The following is a 20,184-nucleotide window of genomic DNA, read 5'->3' as shown; positions in this document are numbered from 1 at the left end:
GGGTCGTTCTCGGGTTTTTTTATTTTTAGTCTCAGTCAACGGGTGCCTGCGGGCATTGAAGAAGGAAATCGAGATGGAATATCAAGCATTGGCAAAGGATATTCTCGCCCACGTCGGGGGCAAGGAGAACATTGTCAGTCTGGTGCATTGCGCCACCCGGCTTCGCTTTAAACTGAAAGAGAGCCAAAAGGCGGATGCTGAGGGGCTGAAGAAAAACCCGGGCGTGATTATGGTTGTCGAAAGCGGCGGTCAGTTCCAGGTGGTGATCGGCAACCACGTTAACGATGTGTGGAAAGCCGTTCGTCATGAAGCCGGGCTCACCGATGATACGCCGGTGACGGAAGAGGCGGGCGACAAAGGTAATCTGCTTGGCCGTTTGATCGACATCGTTTCGGGCATCTTTACTCCCTTTATCGGCATTCTGGCCGCCTCCGGTATTTTAAAAGGGCTGCTGGCGCTGGCGGTAGTCTGCGGCTGGCTGACCACCGACAGTGGCACCTACAAAATCTGGTTTGCGGCGAGCGATGCGCTCTTCTTCTTCTTCCCACTGGTACTGGGTTACACCGCCGGTAAGAAATTTGGCGGTAATCCCTTCATCACCATGGTCATCGGGGGGGCATTAACCCATCCGATGATGATTCAGGCCTTTGAGGCCAGCCAGCAGGCAGGGGCGATGGAGGACGCTTTCCTCGGGATCCCTGTCACCTGGTTCAACTACAGTTCATCGGTGATTCCGATCATTCTCGCTGCCTGGGTCAGCTGTTGGCTGGAGAAGCAGAGCGTAAAACGCCTGCCCTCTTCGATGAAAAACTTCTTTACCCCGCTCATCTGTCTGGGCGTGACCGTGCCGCTGACCTTCCTGGTCATTGGGCCGATTGCCACCTGGCTTAGCCAGATGCTGGCAAACGGGTACCAGTGGATCGACGTGCTGGCGCCGTGGCTGGCAGGGGCGGCAATGGGGGCGCTCTGGCAGGTCTGCGTGATCTTCGGCCTGCACTGGGGGCTGGTGCCGCTGATGATTAACAACCTTGCGGTACTGGGGCATGACACTATGCTGCCGATGTTGCTGCCGGCGGTGTTTGGCCAGGTAGGCGCCGCGCTGGGTATCTTCCTGCGTACCCGTGATAGCCGTCAGAAAATGTTGGCCGGTTCGTCCGTCACCGCAGGGATTTTTGGCATCACTGAACCGGCGGTCTATGGCGTGAACTTGCCGCTGCGTCGTCCGTTTATCTTTGGCTGTGTGGCGGGGGCTATCGGCGGCGCGATTGTGGGTTTCAGCGATACCCACGTCTACTCCTTCGGCTTTGCCAATATCTTTACCGTGGCGCAGATGATCCCGCCAGGCGGCGTGGATGCCACCCTGTGGGGCGGCATTATCGGTACGCTGGTGGCACTGGTGCTGAGCTGCGTCATGACGCTGGTGGCCGGTATGCCGGGCCGGGCAGCGGAAGCCACCCCGGTGGCGGTGGCCCCGGGTGAAAACGATGTGCTGTCGCCGATGACCGGCACCGTACTGGCTCTGGATCAGGTGCCGGATACCACCTTTGCCAGCGGGCTGCTGGGCAACGGGGCGGCAATTATTCCTTCAGACAATAAAGTAATCGCCCCATTTGCCGGGGAGGTGGCCTCGCTGTTTGCCACCAAGCATGCCATCGGCCTGCTGAGCGACAGCGGCATTGAAGTGCTGATTCATGTGGGAATCGACACCGTTAAGCTCGACGGCAAACCCTTTACCGCTCACGTGAAGGTGGGTGACAAAGTTCAGCCGGGCGATCTGCTGCTGGAGTTCGATCGCCAGGCGATTATCGATGCCGGCTACGATCTGGCGACCCCTATCATTATCAGTAATAGCGACGAGTACCGGGACGTAGCCACCGTGGCGGCCACTGCCGTCAATGCGGGCACGCCGTTACTCTGCGTCAGCCATTAATAATAGGAGAACCTATGAAAACGTTTCCGAATGATTTCTTGTGGGGCGGCGCGGTTGCCGCTAATCAGGTAGAAGGTGCTTATCTGGAGGATGGGAAAGGGTTATCCACCTCTGACGTGCAGCCGCAGGGGGTCTTTGGCCCGGTGGTGGAACGGGTTGTGGGCGACAGCGGCATCAAAGACGTGGCGATCGACTTTTATCACCGTTACCCGGAAGATATTAGCCTGTTTGCCGAAATGGGCTTCAGCTGCCTGCGCGTCTCTATTGCCTGGACGCGTATCTTCCCGAACGGTGACGAGCAGCAGCCAAACGAAGCCGGGCTGGCCTTTTATGACAAGCTCTTTGACGAACTGGCCGCCCACGGCATCACGCCGCTGGTGACGCTCTCCCACTACGAAATGCCCTGGGGCCTGGTGAAACAGTACGGCGGCTGGGGCAGTCGTCAGACCATCGGCTTCTTTGAGCGGTACGCGCGCACCGTATTTACACGCTATAAAGAGAAGGTGAAGCTGTGGCTCACGTTCAATGAGATCAACATGTCCCTGCACGCGCCGATGACCGGCGTCGGCCTGCCGGAGAGCAGCAGTAAAGGCGAAGTCTATCAGGCGATCCACCACCAACTGGTGGCCAGCGCACTGGCGGTCAAAGCCTGCCACGAGATCATTGCGGAGGCGAAAATTGGCAACATGCTGCTGGGCGGCCTGGTCTATCCGCTGACCTGCAAACCCGACGATGTGCTGGAAGCGCTGCAGGAGAACCGCGCCTGGCAGTTCTTCGGTGATGTACAGTGCCGCGGGGCGTATCCAGGCTATATGCTGCGCTTCTTCCGCGAAAACGGCATCCAGTTGGAGATCACCGACGCCGATCGCGAGGCGCTGAAATCAACCGTCGATTTTATCTCTTTTAGCTACTACATGACCGGCTGTGTGACCACCGATGAAGCGCTAAACCAGCAGGCACGCGGCAACATCCTGAGCATGGTCCCCAATCCGCATCTGGCCAGCTCCGAATGGGGCTGGCAGATTGACCCGATTGGCCTGCGTACGCTGCTGAACGTGCTGTGGGATCGCTATCAGAAGCCGCTGTTTATTGTGGAAAATGGACTTGGTGCGAAGGATAAACCGGATGCCGACGGCGTGGTGCAAGATGATTACCGCATCAGTTATCTGAACGATCACCTGGTGCAGGTTCGCGAGGCGATTGACGACGGCGTCGAGATCATGGGGTATACCAGTTGGGGGCCGATTGATCTGGTCAGCGCCTCGAAGGCCGAGCTGTCAAAACGCTATGGCTTTATCTACGTTGACCGTGACGACAAGGGTAACGGCACCCTGGCGCGGAGCCGTAAAAAGAGCTTCTGGTGGTATCAGGAGGTGATTGCCACCAACGGGGCATCGCTTAAAGAGTAACGCAGGAAACATCCCGGCAGGGGTCAGCCTGCCGGGGTATCGCTTAGAAGAGCATCTTAAACACACCCGTCACCACCAGTAACCCAATCAGAAATATAACTAAAATAACCCATAGCAAAATTTTCATTGTCAGTTCCCTCATCTGTGTATTTTCCCTTTAAGTGTAGCAACCATGACAAAAGCGGCCTGATTTTAGTCAGGATCTATACTTACCTCTTTGTCCTTGAGGAGGTGAGTATGACGGCAACACAACGGGTCGCGATTGTGACCGCATCCGATTCCGGCATCGGTAAAACCACGGCACTGATGCTGGCAGAGCGCGGATTTGATATAGGCGTCACCTGGCATTCGGACGAAGAGGGGGCAGCGAAGACCTGCCGGGAGGTAGAAGCCCGTGGCCGCCGCGCGGAGTCCATTCACCTCGATTTAAGCACGCTTCCGGAGGGGGCGAAGGCCATCGAGACGCTGATTGCCCGCTTTGGGCGTCTCGATGTGCTGGTCAATAACGCCGGGGCGATGACCAAAGCCCCGTTCCTCGAGATGAAATTTGAGGAGTGGCGCAGCATCCTCACCGTCGATGTGGACGGGGCCTTTCTCTGTTCGCAGATTGCGGCGCAGCAGATGGTGAAGCAGGGGCAGGGCGGGCGCATTGTGAACATCACGTCAGTGCATGAACATACGCCGTTAACGGAGGCCAGCGCTTACACGGCGGCTAAACACGCCCTCGGTGGGCTGACCAAATCGATGGCGCTGGAGCTCGTCCACCACAATATTTTGGTCAATGCCGTGGCGCCGGGCGCTATTGCCACGCCGATGAACGACATGGATGACAGCGAAGTGAAGCCGGGTTCGATGCCCGAAATCCCGCTGGCGCGGCCTGGGCACACCAAAGAGATCGCCAGTCTGGTCGCCTGGCTATGCGACAGCGACGCCAGTTACACCACCGGGCAGTCGTTTATCGTTGATGGGGGCTTTATGCTGGCCAATCCGCAGTTCAAGCCCCAGTCGTAGCCGGGGTTAATCGCGCTTATTCTCACGGCGCTTTAACCACAGGCGTATCAGCACCACCAGCACCAGCACGCCAATCAGCCATACCCAGTGGCGCAGGTGCTGGTCAAGGCTATGCAGCCACGGGCCAATCACTTCTCCACCCGCGTAACCCAGGGTGGAGAAGATCAGCGCCCAAACGATGGCGCCGAGGATATTTAGCGGCAGGAAGATTTTGGGCGGAAGACGGCTGGCCCCGATGAGCAGCGGGCCGATAATGCGAAAGCCATACATAAAGCGGGTGCCGATGACAAACAGGTAAGGGTGGCGCTGAATCAGTTTTTGCGCCCGCTGGATTTTTTTCTGATGGCGAGAGAAGCGCCGTAATAGCGCGGGGCCAAAGCGGACGCCAAGAAAATAGAGCAGTTGATCGCCGATCATCCCCCCCAGCGCCACGGCAGCCACCACCAGCGGGAATTTCAACAGGCCCTGATGCGCGGCCACGCCGCCCAGAAGCGTAATGGTTTCCCCTTCTGCCACGCTACCTATCACTAACGCGGCGTATCCGTATTGTTCTATCAGTGCATTGATATCCATAAGATAAGCGTAGTTCCTCTCTGGCCATAACGGCATTTTTTATGCTGTACACAAAATAATCTGATGCCTGGATTATACTTAAGTATCGCTGTACGGGCCGACAACAAGGGGGCGTTATGAACCATGTCTGGGGACTTTTTTCCCATCCCGACCGTGAAATGCACGTTATCAGAAGTGAAAACGAAACCGTCAGTCATCACTATACCCATCATGTGTTGCTGATGGCGGCGATCCCCGTCATTTGCGCGTTTATTGGTACCACGCAGATTGGCTGGGATTTTGGTGATGGCACAGTTATACAACTCTCCTGGATGACCGGCCTGGCGCTTGCGGTGATCTTTTACGGCATGATGCTGGCCGGTGTGGCGATCATGGGGCGCGTGATTTACTGGATGGCGCGTAACCACCCGCAGCGTCCCTCCCTCACGCTCTGTATGATCTTCGCCGGCTATGTTGCTACTCCGCTGTTTTTAAGCGGCATTGTGGCGATTTACCCGCTGGTCTGGCTCTGTGCGCTGGTGGGCACCGTTGCGCTGTTCTATACCGGCTATTTGCTGTATGTCGGCATTCCCACCTTCCTCAATATCAATAAAGAGGAGGGGCTCAGTTTCTCCAGCTCGACGCTGGCTATCGGCGTGCTGGTGCTGGAAGCGCTGCTGGCGCTGACTGTTATTCTCTGGGGTTATGGGTATCGCCTGTTCTGAATGCACTGCATTGCTGGCGTAATAGCCAGCAATGCAGCATCTGTTCACGATTATCTTCTGGCGGCCAGGCATCCGGGCGGCTATGATGACGTTTGCCAGCCGGTGATGCCTCACTTCATCGGCGGTGTACGTTATCACGTGCGTGAATAATTATCCGAAGTCTCCCCATGCTGAAATTCCGCGTTTCTATACTGAGCCTTGCCCTGTTGCTGACCGTGCCTGTTGCGACACCGGCCCTCGCGAAAACCGCCGCCGTGACGACGGCAGCCCAGCCGGAAATTGCCTCCGGTAGCGCGATGATCGTCGATCTGAACACCAATAAGGTGATCTACGCCAGCCACCCAAATCTGGTGCGCCCGATCGCTTCCATCACCAAATTAATGACCGCGATGGTCGTGCTGGACGCACGACTGCCGCTGGATGAGAAACTGAAAGTCGATATCAGTCAGACGCCTGAAATGAAAGGGATCTATTCCCGCGTGCGCCTGAACAGCGAAATTAGCCGTAAAAATATGCTGTTGCTGGCACTGATGTCCTCGGAAAACCGCGCGGCGGCGAGCCTGGCTCACCACTACCCGGGCGGCTATAACGCCTTTATCAAGGCCATGAACGCTAAGGCGAAAGCGCTGGGCATGACCCATACCCGCTTCGTAGAGCCGACAGGCCTGTCGATCCATAACGTCTCGACCGCGCAGGATCTGACCAAAATGTTGATCGCCAGCAAACAGTATCCGCTGATTGGCCAGTTGAGCACTACCCGAGAAGAGATGGCGACTTTTGCGAACCCGGCTTATACCTTGCCGTTCCGCAATACTAACCATCTTGTCTACCGTGATAACTGGAACATTCAGTTGACCAAAACCGGCTTTACCAACGCGGCAGGCCACTGCCTGGTGATGCGTACGGTGATCAAGGGTAAACCGGTGGCGCTGGTGGTGATGGATGCTTTCGGCAAATACACCCACTTCGCGGATGCCAGCCGTCTGCGTACCTGGATTGAGACGGGGAAAGTGATGCCGGTTCCGGCGGCGGCGCTGAGCTATAAAAAGCAAAAAGCGGCCCAGATGGCGGCGGCGGGTACTCTCGCCGGCGAACAGACCGCCCAGAACGACTAATTACTCCGGCAGCGTCCAGTCACCGTCGTTGAGTGGACGCTGCAAAATCAGGGTATCGCGCCAGTCCCCTTTCTTGTAACCCACGCTCCTGAGCTGTCCGGCCACTTCAAATCCGTGCTTTTTATGCAGGCGCAACGAGCCGGTGTTATTCGGCCCATCGCCGATGATGGCAATCATCTGCCGCCACGGCCCCTGTTCGCTGCGTGCAATCAACGCGCTGAGCAGGGCGCTGCCAAAACCCCGTCCCGGCGTGCTGGCGTCAACGTAGATCGACTCTTCAAGGGTGTAGCGATAGGCGGAGCGGGGACGGTACAGCGTCGCATAGCAGTAGCCCACCAGGATGCCGCGATAGAGGGCAACCAGCCAGGGTAATCCCTCTCCGGTCACGCTCTTGATGCGTTGACGCATCTCTTCTACCGTCGGGGGAACCTCTTCAAACGAGGCCCGCCCATTGAGGACATGCCAGGCGTAAATTGCCGCAATGGCATGCGCATCGTCGGGCAGCACATCGCGTACCACAACTTCCGTTTCGGTTAACATTTCTACAGCCGACATGGTCTGCCCATTCCTCATCAAAAAGCCAGAGAAACGTTTCTCTGGCACAATGATGCTACTTTAGTCCTGCTGCATGTCGCTTAACAAATGCTTCTGCGACCCTTTCTGGTCTATTTCGTCGTTTGCAAAGTATCACCCGCTGGATTAGCCCCTTCAGCCCAGTTTTTGTGCTTAGTGGTTTTACCAATGCCGGGGTTCATACTGTTGGTGGGGTCATTTGCGCGATAAAACTGCTTTAATGCTTCTGGCGCTTCGTAGAGGTGGCCGACATTATGCTCCGCAGGATATTGCGCCCCGCGCGCCTGCAATAGCGCCAGCATTTGCTCCTTCAGCGCATGGGCATCCACCCCTTTTTTGACGATATAGTCCTGGTGGAAGACATAACACATAAAGTGGCCGTAATAGAGCTTATGCACCAGCTGGCTGTCGATCTCCGGGGGCAGGTGTTCAAACCACTCGGTATCATTGCGGCGCAGGGCGATATCCAGCGCAAGGATATCTTCAACTTCATCGGCATGAACCGCCTGATAACGGATAGCCGCGCCGGCGGCGGCGAAACGGTGCAAGAAAGCTTTGCTGCCTTCTTCCGGGGTACAGGCGAAGAAATCCCCGTCGGCGGTTTTGAAATATTCGCTTAACCAGCTTTGCGCTTCGGCAATACCGTCGCCCGCCATCTTCAGTAGCAGGTGATGCTCGTACTTATCGCGCCAGCTCTTCATACGTGGGGGCAGGTGTGCCGGGAAGGCGTTGCCCAGTTTCTGCATAAACCGGTCGGTAAAGTGCGGTTTAAAGAGCGAGACTTTCTCCAGCATCGCATCGGTACGCCCCTTCATAGTAAAGAAGAAGGGCATCTTGTCGGTACCGAGTTTGTCGATCATCAGGAACGTGTCTTTGCCGTAACGCTCAGCAATGTCGTAAATGTCCCGGTGCATATACTCACCCGCCACCGGCAGATGAGAGAACTCGCCAAGGATATGACGGCGAAGGGTGGTCAGGACCTCCGGCTGGTTGGTGCCAATATAGAACACCTGCTGATTTTTCTCGGCTTCAAAGGTGTCCAGGCGCACGGCAAAGACCGCCAGTTTGCCCGCACAGCCGGAGGATTCAAACAGTCGATCCGGGTCAGCGTTATAACGTGCCGGCGTATCGGCATCAATCTCGCGCACGCGGCTGATGTAGTCATGATCGTGCGCGTGGCGCCCGTCATGAAGCACATCCTCATCTTTGACCCGATCGTCATCCAGCTTACTAAGGATCTGCTCTGGCGTAACGCCCAGTTCAATACCGAGATGGTTCACCAGTTGAAGCTTGCCGTTTTCATCGATGCGCGCAAAGAGCGACATCTCGGTATATGCAGGACCGCGCTGCACCAGTGATCCACCGGAGTTATTGCAGATACCACCGACTACCGACGCCCCAATGCAGGAGGAGCCAATCACCGAGTGCGGCTCGCGTCCCAGCGGCTTAAGCGCTTTTTCCAGTGAGTAGAGGGTGGTGCCCGGATAGGCCAGAACCTGTTCGCCGTTGTCCAGCAGGTGCAGCTTATCCAGTCGCAGGGTACTGATGATCACGATATCGCGGTCGTAGTCGTTACCGTTGGGGGTAGAACCTTCGGTCAGGCCGGTATTGGCTGCCTGCATCAGGATGATTTTATCGGCCTCAACGCAGAGGCTGAGCACGCGCCATAGTTCCAGCAAGGTTCCCGGGAATACCACCGCGAGCGCATCGCCCTGGCCGGAACGGAACCCTTTACGATAGCGGGCGGTCTTCGCCGCGTCGGTCAACAGGTGGGATGCGCCCACCAGTCGTGACAATTCATTGATAAATGCGTTGTTATCGTGCGTGTTGACGGAAGACATTTCCACTCCTTGTGATGAAGCAAACTCGTGCTCTACAGCATAGCGCGATTAATCTTTAGACGAACCTCTATTCACCAGAAAAATCAGAGAATAAACCCTGCAAGCGGCGCAGGGTTTATGGCACACTGCGTTTTTCGCACGGTCTGGCCGCGATTATCCGGCGGTTATTGATGAGAGAGTAAACGACATGAAATGGCTATGTTCTGTAGGTGTCGCTGTAAGTCTGGCACTGCAACCCGCGCTGGCTGATGAGCTGTTTGGCAATCATCCCCTGACGCCGGAAGCGCGTGACGCCTTTGTTACCGACCTGCTCAAGAAGATGACGGTCGATGAGAAAATTGGTCAGTTACGTCTTATCAGCGTCGGCCCGGATAACCCGAAAGAGGCCATCCGTGAGATGATCAAAGAGAGTCAGGTTGGGGCGATTTTCAATACCGTCACCCGCCAGGACATCCGCAAAATGCAGGACCAGGTGATGGAGTTGAGTCGCCTGAAGATCCCATTGTTCTTTGCCTATGACGTGCTGCACGGCCAGCGTACCGTCTTCCCGATTAGCCTGGGTCTGGCCTCCTCATTTAACCTCGATGCGGTGAAAACCGTGGGACGCGTCTCGGCGTATGAAGCAGCCGACGATGGCCTGAATATGACCTGGGCGCCAATGGTCGATGCCTCTCGCGATCCGCGCTGGGGCCGCGCCTCGGAAGGCTTCGGGGAAGATACCTACCTTACCGCCACCCTGGGCAAAACCATGGTGGAAGCGATGCAGGGCAAAAGCCCGGCGGATCGCTATTCGGTGATGACCAGCGTAAAGCACTTCGCAGCCTACGGCGCCGTTGAGGGTGGTAAAGAGTACAACACCGTCGACATGAGCCCGCAGCGTCTGTTTAACGACTATATGCCGCCCTACAAAGCGGGGCTGGACGCGGGCAGCGGCGCGGTAATGGTCGCCCTGAACTCCCTGAACGGGACCCCGGCGACCTCGGATGCCTGGCTGCTGAAAGAGGTTCTGCGTGACGAGTGGGGCTTCAAGGGCATCACCGTTTCCGATCACGGGGCCATTAAGGAGCTGATCAAGCACGGCACCGCCTCCGATCCTGAAGATGCTGTGCGCGTCGCCCTGAAGTCTGGCATTAACATGAGCATGAGCGACGAGTATTACAGCAAATATCTGCCGGGGCTGGTCAAATCGGGCAAGGTCACCATGGCGGAGCTGGACGACGCGACCCGTCACGTTCTGAATGTGAAATATGACATGGGGCTGTTTAACGATCCGTACAGCCACCTGGGACCGAAAGAGTCTGATCCGGTAGACACGAACGCCGAAAGCCGCCTGCACCGCAAAGAAGCCCGCGAAGTCGCCCGCGAAAGTCTGGTGCTGCTGAAAAACCGTCTCAATACGCTGCCGATCGCCAAATCGGGCACCGTGGCGGTGATCGGGCCGCTGGCCGACAGCAAGCGCGACGTGATGGGGAGCTGGTCGGCAGCCGGGGTTGCGGACCAGTCGGTCACCGTGCTGACGGGTATCAAAAATGCGCTGGGTGACAACGCCACCGTGAAGTATGCCAAAGGTGCCAACGTGACTAACGATCAGGGCATCGTCACCTTCCTCAATCAGTATGAAGAGGCGGTGAAGGTCGATCCGCGTTCGCCAAAAGAGATGATCGACGAAGCGGTGAATACCGCGAAGCAGTCTGACGTCATCGTTGCCGTTGTGGGTGAAGCACAGGGCATGGCTCATGAGGCCTCCAGCCGGACTGACATCACCCTGCCGCAAAGTCAGCGTGACCTGATTACCGCGCTGAAAGCCACCGGCAAACCGCTGGTGCTGGTGCTGATGAATGGCCGTCCGCTGGCGCTGGTAAAAGAGGATCAGCAGGCGGACGCCATTCTGGAAACCTGGTTTGCCGGCACCGAGGGCGGGAACGCCATTGCCGATGTGCTGTTTGGCGATTACAACCCGTCCGGTAAGCTACCGATGTCCTTCCCGCGTTCGGTTGGACAGATCCCGGTTTACTACAGCCACCTCAACACCGGCCGTCCGTACAACGCGGATAAGCCAAACAAATACACCTCGCGCTACTTCGACGAAGCCAATGGCCCGCTTTATCCCTTTGGCTATGGTCTGAGCTACACCACTTTTACCGTCTCTGAGGTGAAAATGTCTTCCCCGTCGATGGCGCGTGACGGCAAGGTTACCGCCAGCGTGCAGGTAACCAACAGCGGTAAGCGTGAAGGTGCGACCGTGCTGCAGATGTACATTCAGGACGTTACCGCCTCAACCAGCCGCCCGGTTAAACAACTGCGTGGGTTTGAGAAGATTAGCCTGAAGCCGGGCGAGACCAAAACCGTTAACTTCCCGATCGATATCGAGGCGCTTAAGTTCTGGAATCAGCGCATGAAGTACGATGCTGAACCGGGCAAATTCAACGTCTTTATTGGCCAGGACTCTGCGCGGGTAAACAAAGGCGAGTTCGAACTGCTGTAACCCCTCCTCCAGACATCCCCTGCCATGCGGGGGATGTCTCTCACGCGATGCAAATAACGTAATTTGGCGGTTAATTTCGCCATTTTAAACTACGCTTTTCACTCAAGCCTCTGAAAAGGGCGATAAAAAAATGAGGAATGAGGTATGACGATTTCGAAGGGGATTTTAGGCTCAGCGGCACTTTTGGCGGCGTTGAGTTTACCGCTACAGGCCGCGGAGCCTGTGAAAGTGGGCTCTAAAATTGATACTGAGGGGGCGCTGCTCGGCAATATCATTTTGCAGGTGCTCGAAAGTCACGGCGTAAAAACAGTCAATAAAGTTCAGCTTGGCACCACCCCGGTGGTGCGCGGTGCCATCACGTCCGGCGAGCTGGATATCTACCCGGAATATACCGGCAACGGGGCGTTTTTCTTCAAAGATGAAAACGATGCCGCATGGAAGAATGCCAGCCAGGGCTACGAAAAAGTTAAAAAACTCGACGCCGAACAGAACAAGCTGGTGTGGTTAACCCCGGCCCCGGCCAATAACACCTGGACCATCGCGGTGCGTAAAGACGTGGCGGAAAAGGGCAAACTGACGACGCTTGAGGATCTTAGCCGCTATCTGAAAGAGAAAGGCGAATTCAAACTGGCCGCGTCGGCAGAATTTATCGAACGTGCGGATGCGTTACCCGCGTTTGAAAAAACTTACGGCTTCAAGCTCGACCAGAGCCAGCTATTGTCACTGGCCGGTGGCGATACGGCTGTGACCATTAAAGCGGCGGCGCAACAGACTTCCGGAGTGAACGCGGCAATGGCCTACGGCACCGACGGCCCGGTCGCGGCGCTGGGTCTACAGACCCTTACCGACCCGAAGGGGGTTCAGCCTATTTATGCGCCTGCACCCGTGGTGCGGGAAGCGGTGCTGAAGGCCTATCCGCAGCTCGGCGAATGGCTGAAGCCCGTCTTTGAAAGCCTGGATGAGAAAACCTTACAGCAGCTGAATGCCAGCATTGCGGTAGAGGGGCTGGATGCCAAAAAAGTGGCGGCAGATTATCTTCAGTCGAAAGGGCTGGTGAAATAGCCCACCGCAACAGGACTCTGCTGTGCCGATAACCTGTCATAACCGCGTGCTGTTGCTGCTGGCCATACTGGCTGTGGCGGCAGCCGCGCTGCCTTTCGTGAATTTCGCTCCAAACCGGCTGGTTTCCGGAGAGGGGCGTGCGCTCTGGCAAATCTGGTCTTTTTCCCCCTGGCTGCTTCTCGCGCCGCTCTGCCTGCTGGCGGGGCTATCGCTGGCGCGTGGCCGACTGGCGCTGATGCTGACGCTACTGGTATGCGAGCTGCTGTTTATTGTGCTTTTCTGGAGCGCAGGGCAGGCGGCCACACACCTGGTAACGGCAGAAAGTCCGCTGGCTCGTACGTCGGTTGGCAGCGGTCTGTGGCTCTGGCTGGCCTTGTGCTTGCTGGCCTGCAGCGATGCTATTCGTCGTCTCTCGACTCAGCCCGTCTGGCGCTGGCTGCTGCATGCGCAAATCTGGATCCTGCCGTTAGCCCTGCTCTTTAGCGGTGAGCTGAATAGCTTATCGTTGCTAAAGGAGTACGCCAATCGGCAGGAGGTGTTTGATAACGCGCTGGCGCAGCATCTAACGCTATTGCTGGGCACTCTCGCCCCGGCGCTGGTCATTGGCGTGCCGCTGGGGATGTGGTGTTATCGTCATCCCACCCGTCAGGGGCCGGTGTTTGCGGTGTTGAATGTTATCCAGACTATCCCTTCCGTGGCCCTGTTTGGCCTGCTGATCGCGCCGCTGGCCGGGCTGACCAAAGCCTTTCCGTGGCTCTCGACGCTGGGTATCGCCGGGACAGGGTTGACCCCGGCGCTGATTGCCCTGGTGCTCTACGCCTTGCTGCCGCTGGCGCGAGGGATGGTGGCGGGGTTAAGCCATGTGCCTGCCGACGTGCTGGAAAGTGCTGATGCGATGGGCATGAACGCCCGTCAGCGCTTCTGGCAGATCCAGCTTCCCCTTGCGCTACCGGTGCTGCTACGCGCATTACGGGTGGTAGCGGTGCAGACGGTCGGGATGGCGGTTATTGCCGCGCTGATTGGAGCCGGCGGGTTTGGTGCACTGGTGTTCCAGGGGCTGCTGAGTAGTGCCCTCGACCTTGTGCTGTTGGGTGTGGTGCCGGTTATTGCGCTGGCAGTCGTCATTGACGCTCTCTTCGCCCTGTGGATAGCGCTACTGAAAGGGAGTCGCGATGATTGAATTCCAGGATGTAAATAAAGTATTTGCCGGTCAGCCGGCGGTCAGCGACCTGAACCTCACCTGTGAGGAGGGGGCGTTTTCAGTGCTGATTGGCACCTCCGGATCGGGGAAGTCCACCACCCTGAAAATGATCAATCGGCTGGTGGAACATGACAGCGGCCGCATCTGCTTCGCCGGGCAAGAGATCCGCAGCCTGCCGGTGCTGGAGCTGCGTCGGCGTATGGGGTACGCCATTCAATCCATCGGGCTGTTCCCCCACTGGACGGTCGCGCGCAATATTGCCACCGTGCCGCAGTTGCAAAAGTGGTCGAAACAACAGATCGACGACCGCGTCGATGAGCTGATGGCGCTGCTGGGTCTGGATCCCTCCCTGCGGGAACGCTATCCGCATCAGCTTTCTGGCGGGCAGCAGCAGCGCGTAGGGGTTGCCCGGGCGCTGGCTGCTAACCCAGAAGTGCTATTAATGGATGAACCCTTCGGGGCGCTGGATCCGGTCACACGCAGCGCATTACAGCTGGAGATGACCCGTATTCACCGCATTCTGGGGCGCACCATAGTTCTGGTGACCCACGATATTGACGAGGCCTTGAGGCTGGCGGACAGACTGGTGCTGATGGATAACGGCAGAGTCGTGCAGCAAGGCTCGCCGCTGGAGCTGTTAACACAGCCCGCCACCCCCTTTGTACGTGAGTTCTTTGGCCACAGCGAGCTGGGGGTGCGGTTGCTCTCCCTGCGAACGGTGGGTGAGTCGATGCGTCGGGAGATGACCCCTGAGGCGGGTGAGCCCTTACACGACAGCATGAGCCTGCGCGATGCCCTGTCGGCGTTTGTCACTGGCCGCTGCGAGCGGTTGCCGGTCGTCAACGCCCAGGGTCAGCCTTGCGGCACGCTGCATTTTCGCGATCTGCTGAACGGGGAGGCCGCGCATGAAGTGGATGCGTGATCCGCTGCTGTGGCTGGTGCTGCTCTTCGTGGCGCTGCTGCTGCTCATGCCCCATAGTGCGCCCCTTTTCAGCGCTCTGTTTCCTGAACTGCCTCGTCCGGTTTATCAGCAAGAGAGCTTTCTGAGCCTGACGCTGGCGCACTTCTGGCTGGTGGGGATATCGAGCCTGATTGCGGTGGCGATTGGCGTGGGGGCAGGCATTGCGGTGACGCGCCCGGCAGGGGCGGAGTTTCGCCCATTAATTGAAACGCTGGCTGCTATCGGGCAGACGTTCCCGCCGGTGGCGGTACTGGCCATTGCGGTGCCCGTGATGGGATTTGGGCAACAGCCGGCGATTATCGCCCTGATCCTCTACGGCGTGTTGCCGATTTTACAGGCGACGCTGGCAGGGCTCGCGGCAGTGCCCGCCTCGGCCATCAGCGTAGCGGAAGGGATGGGGATGAGCGGCTGGCAGCGACTGCGCAGTATTGAGCTGCCGCTGGCGGCGCCGGTGATGCTGGCCGGTATCCGCACCTCGGTGATCATCAATATTGGTACGGCGGCTATCGCGTCGACGGTGGGGGCGAACACACTGGGAACGCCGATTATTATCGGCTTAAGCGGATTCAATACGGCTTATATCATTCAGGGGGCGACTCTGGTGGCGCTGGCGGCCATTGTGGTAGACCGCGCCTTTGAACGGCTGGCAGGCTGGATCAGCCGACACCGCCGCGAACAATAAAGGAATAGCCAGCCAGCATCACACCGCCAATACCGCTTACGGCCATCAGTGCGAACAGGGTGATTACCGCCACTTTGGTTGCTTTCATCTTGTGCTCCTTTTGTTAACAGAGCGATTATACGGCGAAGCAAGGCTGTTAATGAACCATTAATTGCCATTAAGGGAGAAGACTGGATATCCGTGCTCTTGCCACTGGGTCAGTTGCTGCTGCTGTGCTTCGGTGGGGGACTCACCGCACCACACCAGCAGCGTCTGGCCGTCGAACAGCTCCGGGCGCAACTGGCCGAGCGAATGAGCCAGCACATCGACGCGCCACCCCTGCTGGGCGGCGATCCAGGCTTCCAGCCACAGACGGGTCGTATCATGCACGTTCCAGCCAATGACGAGCGCGTCTTTGCTGTTTTTCTTACGCGCCGTCGCCAGACAGATGCAGATGTAATTAATCAGCACGCCATCCAGGGCACTCAGTAACGCCTGAAGGGTTGGTTGTTGGGATTGCAGACGTCGGCGAAGGGGGATGAAAAGGTGGGCAATTAATGTCTGTGCGGGATAGTCACTGCCCCGCTCCGTAAGCCAGAGACGCAGGCGGTTGAGATGGCCAGACTGCAAATAGCGTAGCAACACTTCCTGCTGTTCGCGCCAGATGTCCTGTTCAGTATTATTCTGCTCGCTCAGCAGGGTTTTCACCTTGCTGACCTGCACGCCGTTATCAATCGAGCCTTTAATTTCGCGGATCCGATCGATATCCGCATCGTTAAACAGCCGATGCCCGCCGTCGGTTCGCTGCGGTTTCAGTAATCCGTAGCGACGCTGCCAGGCCCGTAACGTAACGGGATTGATGTCACAAAGAAGTGCCACTTCCCCTATCGTGTAAAGCGCCATCTGAGCCCCCTGGCTTGCGCATTCCCAGCTTAACTGTAGACCGAGTTTCGCGAACCAGGAAGAATTGTCCTTTTTTTGCACAAACAATACGAAGATCAGAATATGTTCAGCAAAAGGTGTGATGTCAGCCACGAAACGAGGTTTATTAAGTATTGCTACAAAGAAAGTTAACGCTTATGGGTGTATGTTACGCGCTTTTAGGGTTTGCGGTTTTCAAGTATGTACGAATTCAATCTGGTGTTGTTGCTGCTTCAGCAGATGTGCGTGTTCCTGGTCATTGCCTGGCTGATGAGCAAAACGCGCCTCTTTATCCCCCTGATGCAGGTCACCGTGCGTCTGCCGCATAAACTCCTCTGCTACGTCGTATTCTCTATTTTCTGTATTCTTGGTACCTGGTTCGGCCTGCATATTGAAGACTCTATTGCCAATACGCGCGCCATTGGCGCGGTCATGGGCGGGCTGCTGGGCGGCCCGGTTGTAGGCGGGCTGGTGGGGTTGACCGGTGGGCTGCACCGCTACTCCATGGGCGGCATGACGGCGCTAAGCTGCATGATCTCCACCATCGTTGAGGGGCTGCTGGGTGGGCTGGTGCACAGCTACATGATTAAGCGTGGCCGTCCGGACAAAGTTTTCAGCCCCTTGACCGCGGGCGCCATCACCTTTGTGGCCGAACTGGTGCAAATGTTGATCATCCTGCTTATTGCCCGCCCCTATGACAGCGCGCTGCATCTGGTGAGCAGCATCGCGGCACCGATGATGGTCACGAACACCGTCGGTGCCGCGCTGTTTATGCGTATCTTGCTCGATAAGCGGGCCATGTTTGAAAAGTATACCTCGGCATTTTCCGCCACCGCCCTGAAAGTCGCGGCCTCGACAGAGGGGATTTTGCGCCAGGGATTCAACGAAGAGAACAGCATGAAAGTGGCGCTGGTTCTGCATCAGGAGCTGGACATCAGCGCGGTAGCCATCACCGATCGTGAGAAGTTGCTGGCCTTTACCGGTATCGGAGACGACCATCACCAGCCGGGCAGACCGATTTCGTCCAGCTATACGCTTCGCGCCATCGAGACCGGTGAGGTAGTCTACGCAGACGGTAACGAAGTGCCGTACCGCTGTTCGCTGCATCCCCAATGCAAGCTAGGGTCAACGCTGGTGATCCCGCTGCGGGGAGAGAACCAGCGGGTCATGGGCACCATCAAGCTCTATGAAGCCAAAAACCGACTCTTTAGCTCCATCAACCGCACGCTGGGGGAGGGGATTGCCCAGCTGCTCTCGGCGCAAATTCTGGCCGGACAGTATGAGCGACAAAAAGCGTTACTGACGCAGTCGGAGATCAAGCTGCTGCATGCTCAGGTGAATCCGCACTTTCTATTCAATGCCCTGAATACGCTTAAGGCGGTGATCCGCCGTGATAGCGACCAGGCCACGCAGCTGGTGCAATTTTTATCGACCTTCTTCCGTAAGAACCTGAAGCGACCGTCAGAGATTGTCACTTTGGCAGATGAAATAGAGCATGTGAATGCCTATCTGCAAATTGAAAAGGCGCGCTTCCAGGCGCGTTTACAGGTAACGCTGAACGTGCCGGAGAAGCTCTCATGGCAACAGCTGCCTGCTTTTACCCTACAGCCGCTGGTCGAGAACGCTATCAAGCATGGCACTTCCCAGCTGTTGGGCACCGGTGAGATCTCCATTACCGCCAGCCAGTTTAATCACCATCTGGTGCTTGATATTGAAGATAACGCCGGCTTGTATACCGCAAAACCCGGATCCACCGGACTGGGCATGGGGCTGGTCGATAAACGATTGCGTGCCCATTTCGGCGATAGCTGTGGCATTACCGTGGCCTGTGAACCGGATTGCTTTACCCGTATTACCTTACGTCTGCCCCTGGAGGAACGCACATGCTGAACGTGCTGATAGTTGATGATGAACCTCTGGCGAGGGAAAACCTGCGGGTGCTCCTGCAGGAACAGCGTGATATCGAGGTGGTAGGGGAGTGCGCCAACGCCATCGAAGCTATCGGGGCCGTCCATACGCTGCGCCCGGATGTGCTGTTTCTGGACATTCAGATGCCACGCATCAGCGGGCTGGAGATGGTGGGAATGCTCGATCCGGCGCACCGGCCCTATATCGTTTTTCTGACCGCCTACGATGAGTACGCGGTAAAAGCTTTTGAAGAACATGCGTTTGATTATCTGCTGAAGCCCATCGAAGAGAAGCGGCTGGAAAAGACCCTTAACCGCTTACGGCAAGAGCGTAGCGTGCAGGATGTTTCGCTGCTGGCGGAAAATCAGCAGCCCCTGAAGTTCATTCCCTGTTCGGGCCATAGCCGTATTTATCTGCTGCAGATGGATGACGTGGCCTTTGTCAGCAGTCGAATGAGCGGGGTATTCGTGACCAGCCATGAAGGCAAAGAGGGTTTTACCGAGCTGACGCTACGAACCCTGGAGAGCCGCACGCCGCTGTTGCGCTGCCATCGACAATACCTGGTTAACATGGCCCACCTGGAAGAGATCCGGCTGGAGGAGAACGGTCAGGCGGAGCTGGTGTTAAAATCCGGGCAGACGGTGCCGGTGAGCCGCCGCTATCTGAAGAGTTTGAAAGAGGCGATTGGGCTGTAAAACTGCTACACTGCGCGCCATTGCATCATCGACAGTTAAAGGCACTCATGCTTAGTAATGACATTCTTCGTAGCCTGCGCTACACCCTGAAAGCGAACAATAACGATATGGTGCGCATTCTTGCGTTCTCCGAGATGGAGTCCACCTCTGCCGGTTTCGATACCTGGATGACCAAAGAGGACGAAGAGGGTTTTGTCCGTTGCCCGGACATTATTCTGTCTGGCTTCCTGAACGGGCTGATCTACGATAAGCGTGGCAAAGATGAATCCGCACCTGAGCTGGCGCTTGAGCGTCGTGTTAACAATAACACGGTGCTGAAGAAGCTGCGCATCGCCTTCTCCCTGAAAACAGACGATATTCTGGCGATCATGACCGAGCAGAAGTTTCGCGTCTCTATGCCGGAAATCACGGCCATGATGCGCGCGCCGGACCACAAGAACTACCGTGAGTGCGGCGATCAGTTCTTGCGTTACTTCCTGCGCGGCCTGACCAACCGGGTGCACGCCAAAGCCTGACGCCAGTGACCGCCCCGGCAGCTACGTTCTGCGGGGGCGCGTACTCATTTCACCTCGACAAATCCCTGCGCAAGCCGATGTTCTGCCGATTCAGCCATTGAAAGGCTCGGTTTTTCACAGTCGGCCTCTTTACCCTGTAATCTGCACAGATCGCGGTCGCTGACCTCGCTAAAGTTTACCGAGACGCGTAGCAGTACGGCGTCGGGCTGATACTCTGCACTGTATTTGGCGCCTTTCACCCCGGCGTAATGGGCCACCATGGTCTCAATGGACTGGCGCGCCTGCGCTTCATCCGCGGCACCCATCGATCGGTAGGTGATTTTACTCTGGGTATCCTGGCGAGTGATGGTGTCCCCTTCATAGTAATAAGTGAAGGTGATCTCACTCTCTTTTGCGCCGTTGGTAAAGGTGCGGCTGTTTTCGCTTGTGCTATCGCAGCCCACAGCCGTGGCGGCGAGCAAGACCACGGCCAGCGCGGTGGTGAGGCGGTTTACTGTCATCAAATTCCCTTTTGTTAAAGCAGACCCTTTTTCGCGACGATGCTAACAGGTCATCGTGATATCCAAAGCGGGAATGTGGTGAAGGGATTTGATTTCGGAATTTATAAAAAAAGCGCTGC

Annotated in this window: 21 protein-coding genes; 14 read left to right on the top strand and 7 right to left on the bottom strand. The window is 57.0% G+C overall.

From position 1 onward, the window contains the following. Positions 1-73: 73 nt before the first annotated feature. Positions 74-1,930 (top strand): PTS beta-glucoside transporter subunit IIABC, encoded by a 1,857-nt coding sequence (bglF, locus tag JZ655_RS13960; protein ID WP_207292096.1) that lies wholly within the window; start codon positions 74-76, stop codon positions 1,928-1,930. 14 nt (positions 1,931-1,944) lie between these two features. After that, entirely contained in the window at positions 1,945-3,339 is a 1,395-nt protein-coding gene (locus tag JZ655_RS13955; protein WP_207292095.1) for a glycoside hydrolase family 1 protein, read from the top strand. A gap of 43 nt (positions 3,340-3,382) precedes the next feature. On the opposite strand, the gene JZ655_RS21710 is transcribed toward JZ655_RS13955, so the two are convergent. Then, positions 3,383-3,466 (bottom strand): small membrane protein YohP, encoded by an 84-nt coding sequence (locus JZ655_RS21710; protein WP_483423527.1) that lies wholly within the window; start codon positions 3,464-3,466, stop codon positions 3,383-3,385. A gap of 110 nt (positions 3,467-3,576) precedes the next feature. Here JZ655_RS21710 and JZ655_RS13950 point away from each other — a divergent pair, with 110 nt between their 5' ends. Next, entirely contained in the window at positions 3,577-4,350 is a 774-nt protein-coding gene (locus JZ655_RS13950) for an SDR family oxidoreductase (RefSeq protein ID WP_207292094.1), read from the top strand. A 6-nt stretch (positions 4,351-4,356) separates the two neighbouring features. On the opposite strand, the gene JZ655_RS13945 is transcribed toward JZ655_RS13950, so the two are convergent. Continuing rightward, the gene (locus JZ655_RS13945; protein WP_207292093.1) at positions 4,357-4,923 is read right to left on the bottom strand and encodes a DedA family protein; all 567 of its coding nucleotides are present in this window, start codon (positions 4,921-4,923) and stop codon (positions 4,357-4,359) included. Between the two features lie 116 nt (positions 4,924-5,039). Here JZ655_RS13945 and JZ655_RS13940 point away from each other — a divergent pair, with 116 nt between their 5' ends. Genes JZ655_RS13940 through pbpG form a run of 3 tightly spaced genes read left to right on the top strand, consistent with a single transcriptional unit; the run spans position 5,040 to position 6,742 of the window. Further along, complete coding sequence (locus JZ655_RS13940; RefSeq protein ID WP_040074817.1) at positions 5,040-5,627, top strand: Yip1 family protein; 588 nt, start codon at positions 5,040-5,042, stop codon at positions 5,625-5,627. Next, positions 5,628-5,777 (top strand): hypothetical protein, encoded by a 150-nt coding sequence (locus JZ655_RS13935; protein ID WP_154298770.1) that lies wholly within the window; start codon positions 5,628-5,630, stop codon positions 5,775-5,777. A gap of 17 nt (positions 5,778-5,794) precedes the next feature. Continuing rightward, complete coding sequence (gene pbpG / locus JZ655_RS13930; protein ID WP_040074818.1) at positions 5,795-6,742, top strand: D-alanyl-D-alanine endopeptidase; 948 nt, start codon at positions 5,795-5,797, stop codon at positions 6,740-6,742. On the opposite strand, the gene JZ655_RS13925 is transcribed toward pbpG, so the two are convergent. Both JZ655_RS13925 and dld read right to left on the bottom strand, forming a co-directional pair. Beyond that, the gene (locus JZ655_RS13925) at positions 6,743-7,297 is read right to left on the bottom strand and encodes a GNAT family N-acetyltransferase (protein ID WP_207292092.1); all 555 of its coding nucleotides are present in this window, start codon (positions 7,295-7,297) and stop codon (positions 6,743-6,745) included. Positions 7,298-7,407: 110 nt separating this feature from the next. Next, positions 7,408-9,156, bottom strand: a complete 1,749-nt coding sequence (gene dld, locus JZ655_RS13920) for a D-lactate dehydrogenase (RefSeq protein ID WP_207292091.1) — start codon at positions 9,154-9,156, stop codon at positions 7,408-7,410. Between the two features lie 187 nt (positions 9,157-9,343). On the opposite strand from dld, the gene bglX reads away from it, so the two are divergent. The 5 genes from bglX (at position 9,344) to JZ655_RS13895 (ending at position 15,547) form a co-directional block, all read left to right on the top strand. Next, positions 9,344-11,641 carry a beta-glucosidase BglX gene (gene bglX, locus JZ655_RS13915; RefSeq protein WP_207292090.1) on the top strand — a complete coding sequence of 766 codons (2,298 nt, stop codon included), beginning with the start codon at positions 9,344-9,346 and terminating at the stop codon, positions 11,639-11,641. A gap of 144 nt (positions 11,642-11,785) precedes the next feature. Beyond that, complete coding sequence (gene osmF / locus JZ655_RS13910) at positions 11,786-12,703, top strand: glycine betaine ABC transporter substrate-binding protein OsmF (RefSeq protein WP_207292089.1); 918 nt, start codon at positions 11,786-11,788, stop codon at positions 12,701-12,703. A gap of 22 nt (positions 12,704-12,725) precedes the next feature. Further along, the gene (locus JZ655_RS13905; protein ID WP_040074825.1) at positions 12,726-13,883 is read left to right on the top strand and encodes an ABC transporter permease; all 1,158 of its coding nucleotides are present in this window, start codon (positions 12,726-12,728) and stop codon (positions 13,881-13,883) included. After that, positions 13,876-14,826, top strand: a complete 951-nt coding sequence (locus tag JZ655_RS13900; RefSeq protein ID WP_207292088.1) for an ABC transporter ATP-binding protein — start codon at positions 13,876-13,878, stop codon at positions 14,824-14,826. The genes JZ655_RS13905 and JZ655_RS13900 overlap by 8 nt, the downstream gene beginning before the upstream one ends. Beyond that, positions 14,810-15,547, top strand: a complete 738-nt coding sequence (locus JZ655_RS13895; RefSeq protein WP_040074827.1) for an ABC transporter permease — start codon at positions 14,810-14,812, stop codon at positions 15,545-15,547. The genes JZ655_RS13900 and JZ655_RS13895 overlap by 17 nt, the downstream gene beginning before the upstream one ends. Here JZ655_RS13895 and JZ655_RS13890 read toward each other — a convergent pair. Both JZ655_RS13890 and mlrA read right to left on the bottom strand, forming a co-directional pair. Next, positions 15,522-15,635, bottom strand: a complete 114-nt coding sequence (locus tag JZ655_RS13890) for a protein YohO (protein ID WP_072039489.1) — start codon at positions 15,633-15,635, stop codon at positions 15,522-15,524. The two genes, JZ655_RS13895 and JZ655_RS13890, sit on opposite strands and share 26 nt — an antisense overlap. 59 nt (positions 15,636-15,694) lie before the next feature. Next, positions 15,695-16,429: an HTH-type transcriptional regulator MlrA gene (mlrA, locus tag JZ655_RS13885; protein ID WP_207292087.1), complete on the bottom strand. Its 735-nt coding sequence runs from the start codon at positions 16,427-16,429 to the stop codon at positions 15,695-15,697. A 219-nt stretch (positions 16,430-16,648) separates the two neighbouring features. Here mlrA and JZ655_RS13880 point away from each other — a divergent pair, with 219 nt between their 5' ends. The 3 genes from JZ655_RS13880 to JZ655_RS13870 are packed head-to-tail and all read left to right on the top strand — an operon-like array spanning position 16,649 to position 19,565. After that, positions 16,649-18,337: a sensor histidine kinase gene (locus tag JZ655_RS13880; protein WP_040074829.1), complete on the top strand. Its 1,689-nt coding sequence runs from the start codon at positions 16,649-16,651 to the stop codon at positions 18,335-18,337. Further along, the gene (btsR, locus tag JZ655_RS13875; RefSeq protein ID WP_040074830.1) at positions 18,331-19,050 is read left to right on the top strand and encodes a two-component system response regulator BtsR; all 720 of its coding nucleotides are present in this window, start codon (positions 18,331-18,333) and stop codon (positions 19,048-19,050) included. Before JZ655_RS13880 ends, btsR begins: the two co-directional genes overlap by 7 nt. A 47-nt stretch (positions 19,051-19,097) precedes the next feature. After that, positions 19,098-19,565, top strand: a complete 468-nt coding sequence (locus JZ655_RS13870) for a YehS family protein (protein ID WP_207292086.1) — start codon at positions 19,098-19,100, stop codon at positions 19,563-19,565. 44 nt (positions 19,566-19,609) lie between these two features. Here the strand turns inward: JZ655_RS13870 and JZ655_RS13865 are convergent, their stop codons facing one another. After that, positions 19,610-20,065 carry a DUF1307 domain-containing protein gene (locus JZ655_RS13865; protein WP_207292085.1) on the bottom strand — a complete coding sequence of 152 codons (456 nt, stop codon included), beginning with the start codon at positions 20,063-20,065 and terminating at the stop codon, positions 19,610-19,612. Between the last annotated feature and the right edge of the window lie 119 nt (positions 20,066-20,184).

Source organism: Leclercia pneumoniae (assembly GCF_017348915.1).
Lineage (GTDB): Bacteria > Pseudomonadota > Gammaproteobacteria > Enterobacterales > Enterobacteriaceae > Enterobacter > Enterobacter pneumoniae.
The sequence above is the reverse complement of the archived record's forward strand: the minus strand, read 5'-3'. Positions and strand labels throughout refer to the sequence as shown.

Bases quoted from the DNA above. Each gene is read 5' to 3' on its own strand.
- pbpG (WP_040074818.1), top strand. From the start codon at position 5,795: ATGCTGAAATTCCGCGTTTCTATACTGAGCCTTGCCCTGTTGCTGACC.
- JZ655_RS13895 (WP_040074827.1), top strand. From the start codon at position 14,810: ATGAAGTGGATGCGTGATCCGCTGCTGTGGCTGGTGCTGCTCTTCGTG.
- JZ655_RS13880 (WP_040074829.1), top strand. From the start codon at position 16,649: ATGTACGAATTCAATCTGGTGTTGTTGCTGCTTCAGCAGATGTGCGTG.
- JZ655_RS13900 (WP_207292088.1), top strand. From the start codon at position 13,876: ATGATTGAATTCCAGGATGTAAATAAAGTATTTGCCGGTCAGCCGGCG.
- JZ655_RS13950 (WP_207292094.1), top strand. From the start codon at position 3,577: ATGACGGCAACACAACGGGTCGCGATTGTGACCGCATCCGATTCCGGC.
- JZ655_RS13890 (WP_072039489.1), bottom strand. From the start codon at position 15,635: ATGAAAGCAACCAAAGTGGCGGTAATCACCCTGTTCGCACTGATGGCC.
- JZ655_RS13865 (WP_207292085.1), bottom strand. From the start codon at position 20,065: ATGACAGTAAACCGCCTCACCACCGCGCTGGCCGTGGTCTTGCTCGCC.
- mlrA (WP_207292087.1), bottom strand. From the start codon at position 16,429: ATGGCGCTTTACACGATAGGGGAAGTGGCACTTCTTTGTGACATCAAT.
- bglF (WP_207292096.1), top strand. From the start codon at position 74: ATGGAATATCAAGCATTGGCAAAGGATATTCTCGCCCACGTCGGGGGC.
- JZ655_RS13945 (WP_207292093.1), bottom strand. From the start codon at position 4,923: ATGGATATCAATGCACTGATAGAACAATACGGATACGCCGCGTTAGTG.
- osmF (WP_207292089.1), top strand. From the start codon at position 11,786: ATGACGATTTCGAAGGGGATTTTAGGCTCAGCGGCACTTTTGGCGGCG.
- dld (WP_207292091.1), bottom strand. From the start codon at position 9,156: ATGTCTTCCGTCAACACGCACGATAACAACGCATTTATCAATGAATTG.
- JZ655_RS13935 (WP_154298770.1), top strand. From the start codon at position 5,628: ATGCACTGCATTGCTGGCGTAATAGCCAGCAATGCAGCATCTGTTCAC.
- JZ655_RS13925 (WP_207292092.1), bottom strand. From the start codon at position 7,297: ATGTCGGCTGTAGAAATGTTAACCGAAACGGAAGTTGTGGTACGCGAT.
- JZ655_RS21710 (WP_483423527.1), bottom strand. From the start codon at position 3,466: ATGAAAATTTTGCTATGGGTTATTTTAGTTATATTTCTGATTGGGTTA.
- bglX (WP_207292090.1), top strand. From the start codon at position 9,344: ATGAAATGGCTATGTTCTGTAGGTGTCGCTGTAAGTCTGGCACTGCAA.
- btsR (WP_040074830.1), top strand. From the start codon at position 18,331: ATGCTGAACGTGCTGATAGTTGATGATGAACCTCTGGCGAGGGAAAAC.
- JZ655_RS13870 (WP_207292086.1), top strand. From the start codon at position 19,098: ATGCTTAGTAATGACATTCTTCGTAGCCTGCGCTACACCCTGAAAGCG.
- JZ655_RS13955 (WP_207292095.1), top strand. From the start codon at position 1,945: ATGAAAACGTTTCCGAATGATTTCTTGTGGGGCGGCGCGGTTGCCGCT.
- JZ655_RS13940 (WP_040074817.1), top strand. From the start codon at position 5,040: ATGAACCATGTCTGGGGACTTTTTTCCCATCCCGACCGTGAAATGCAC.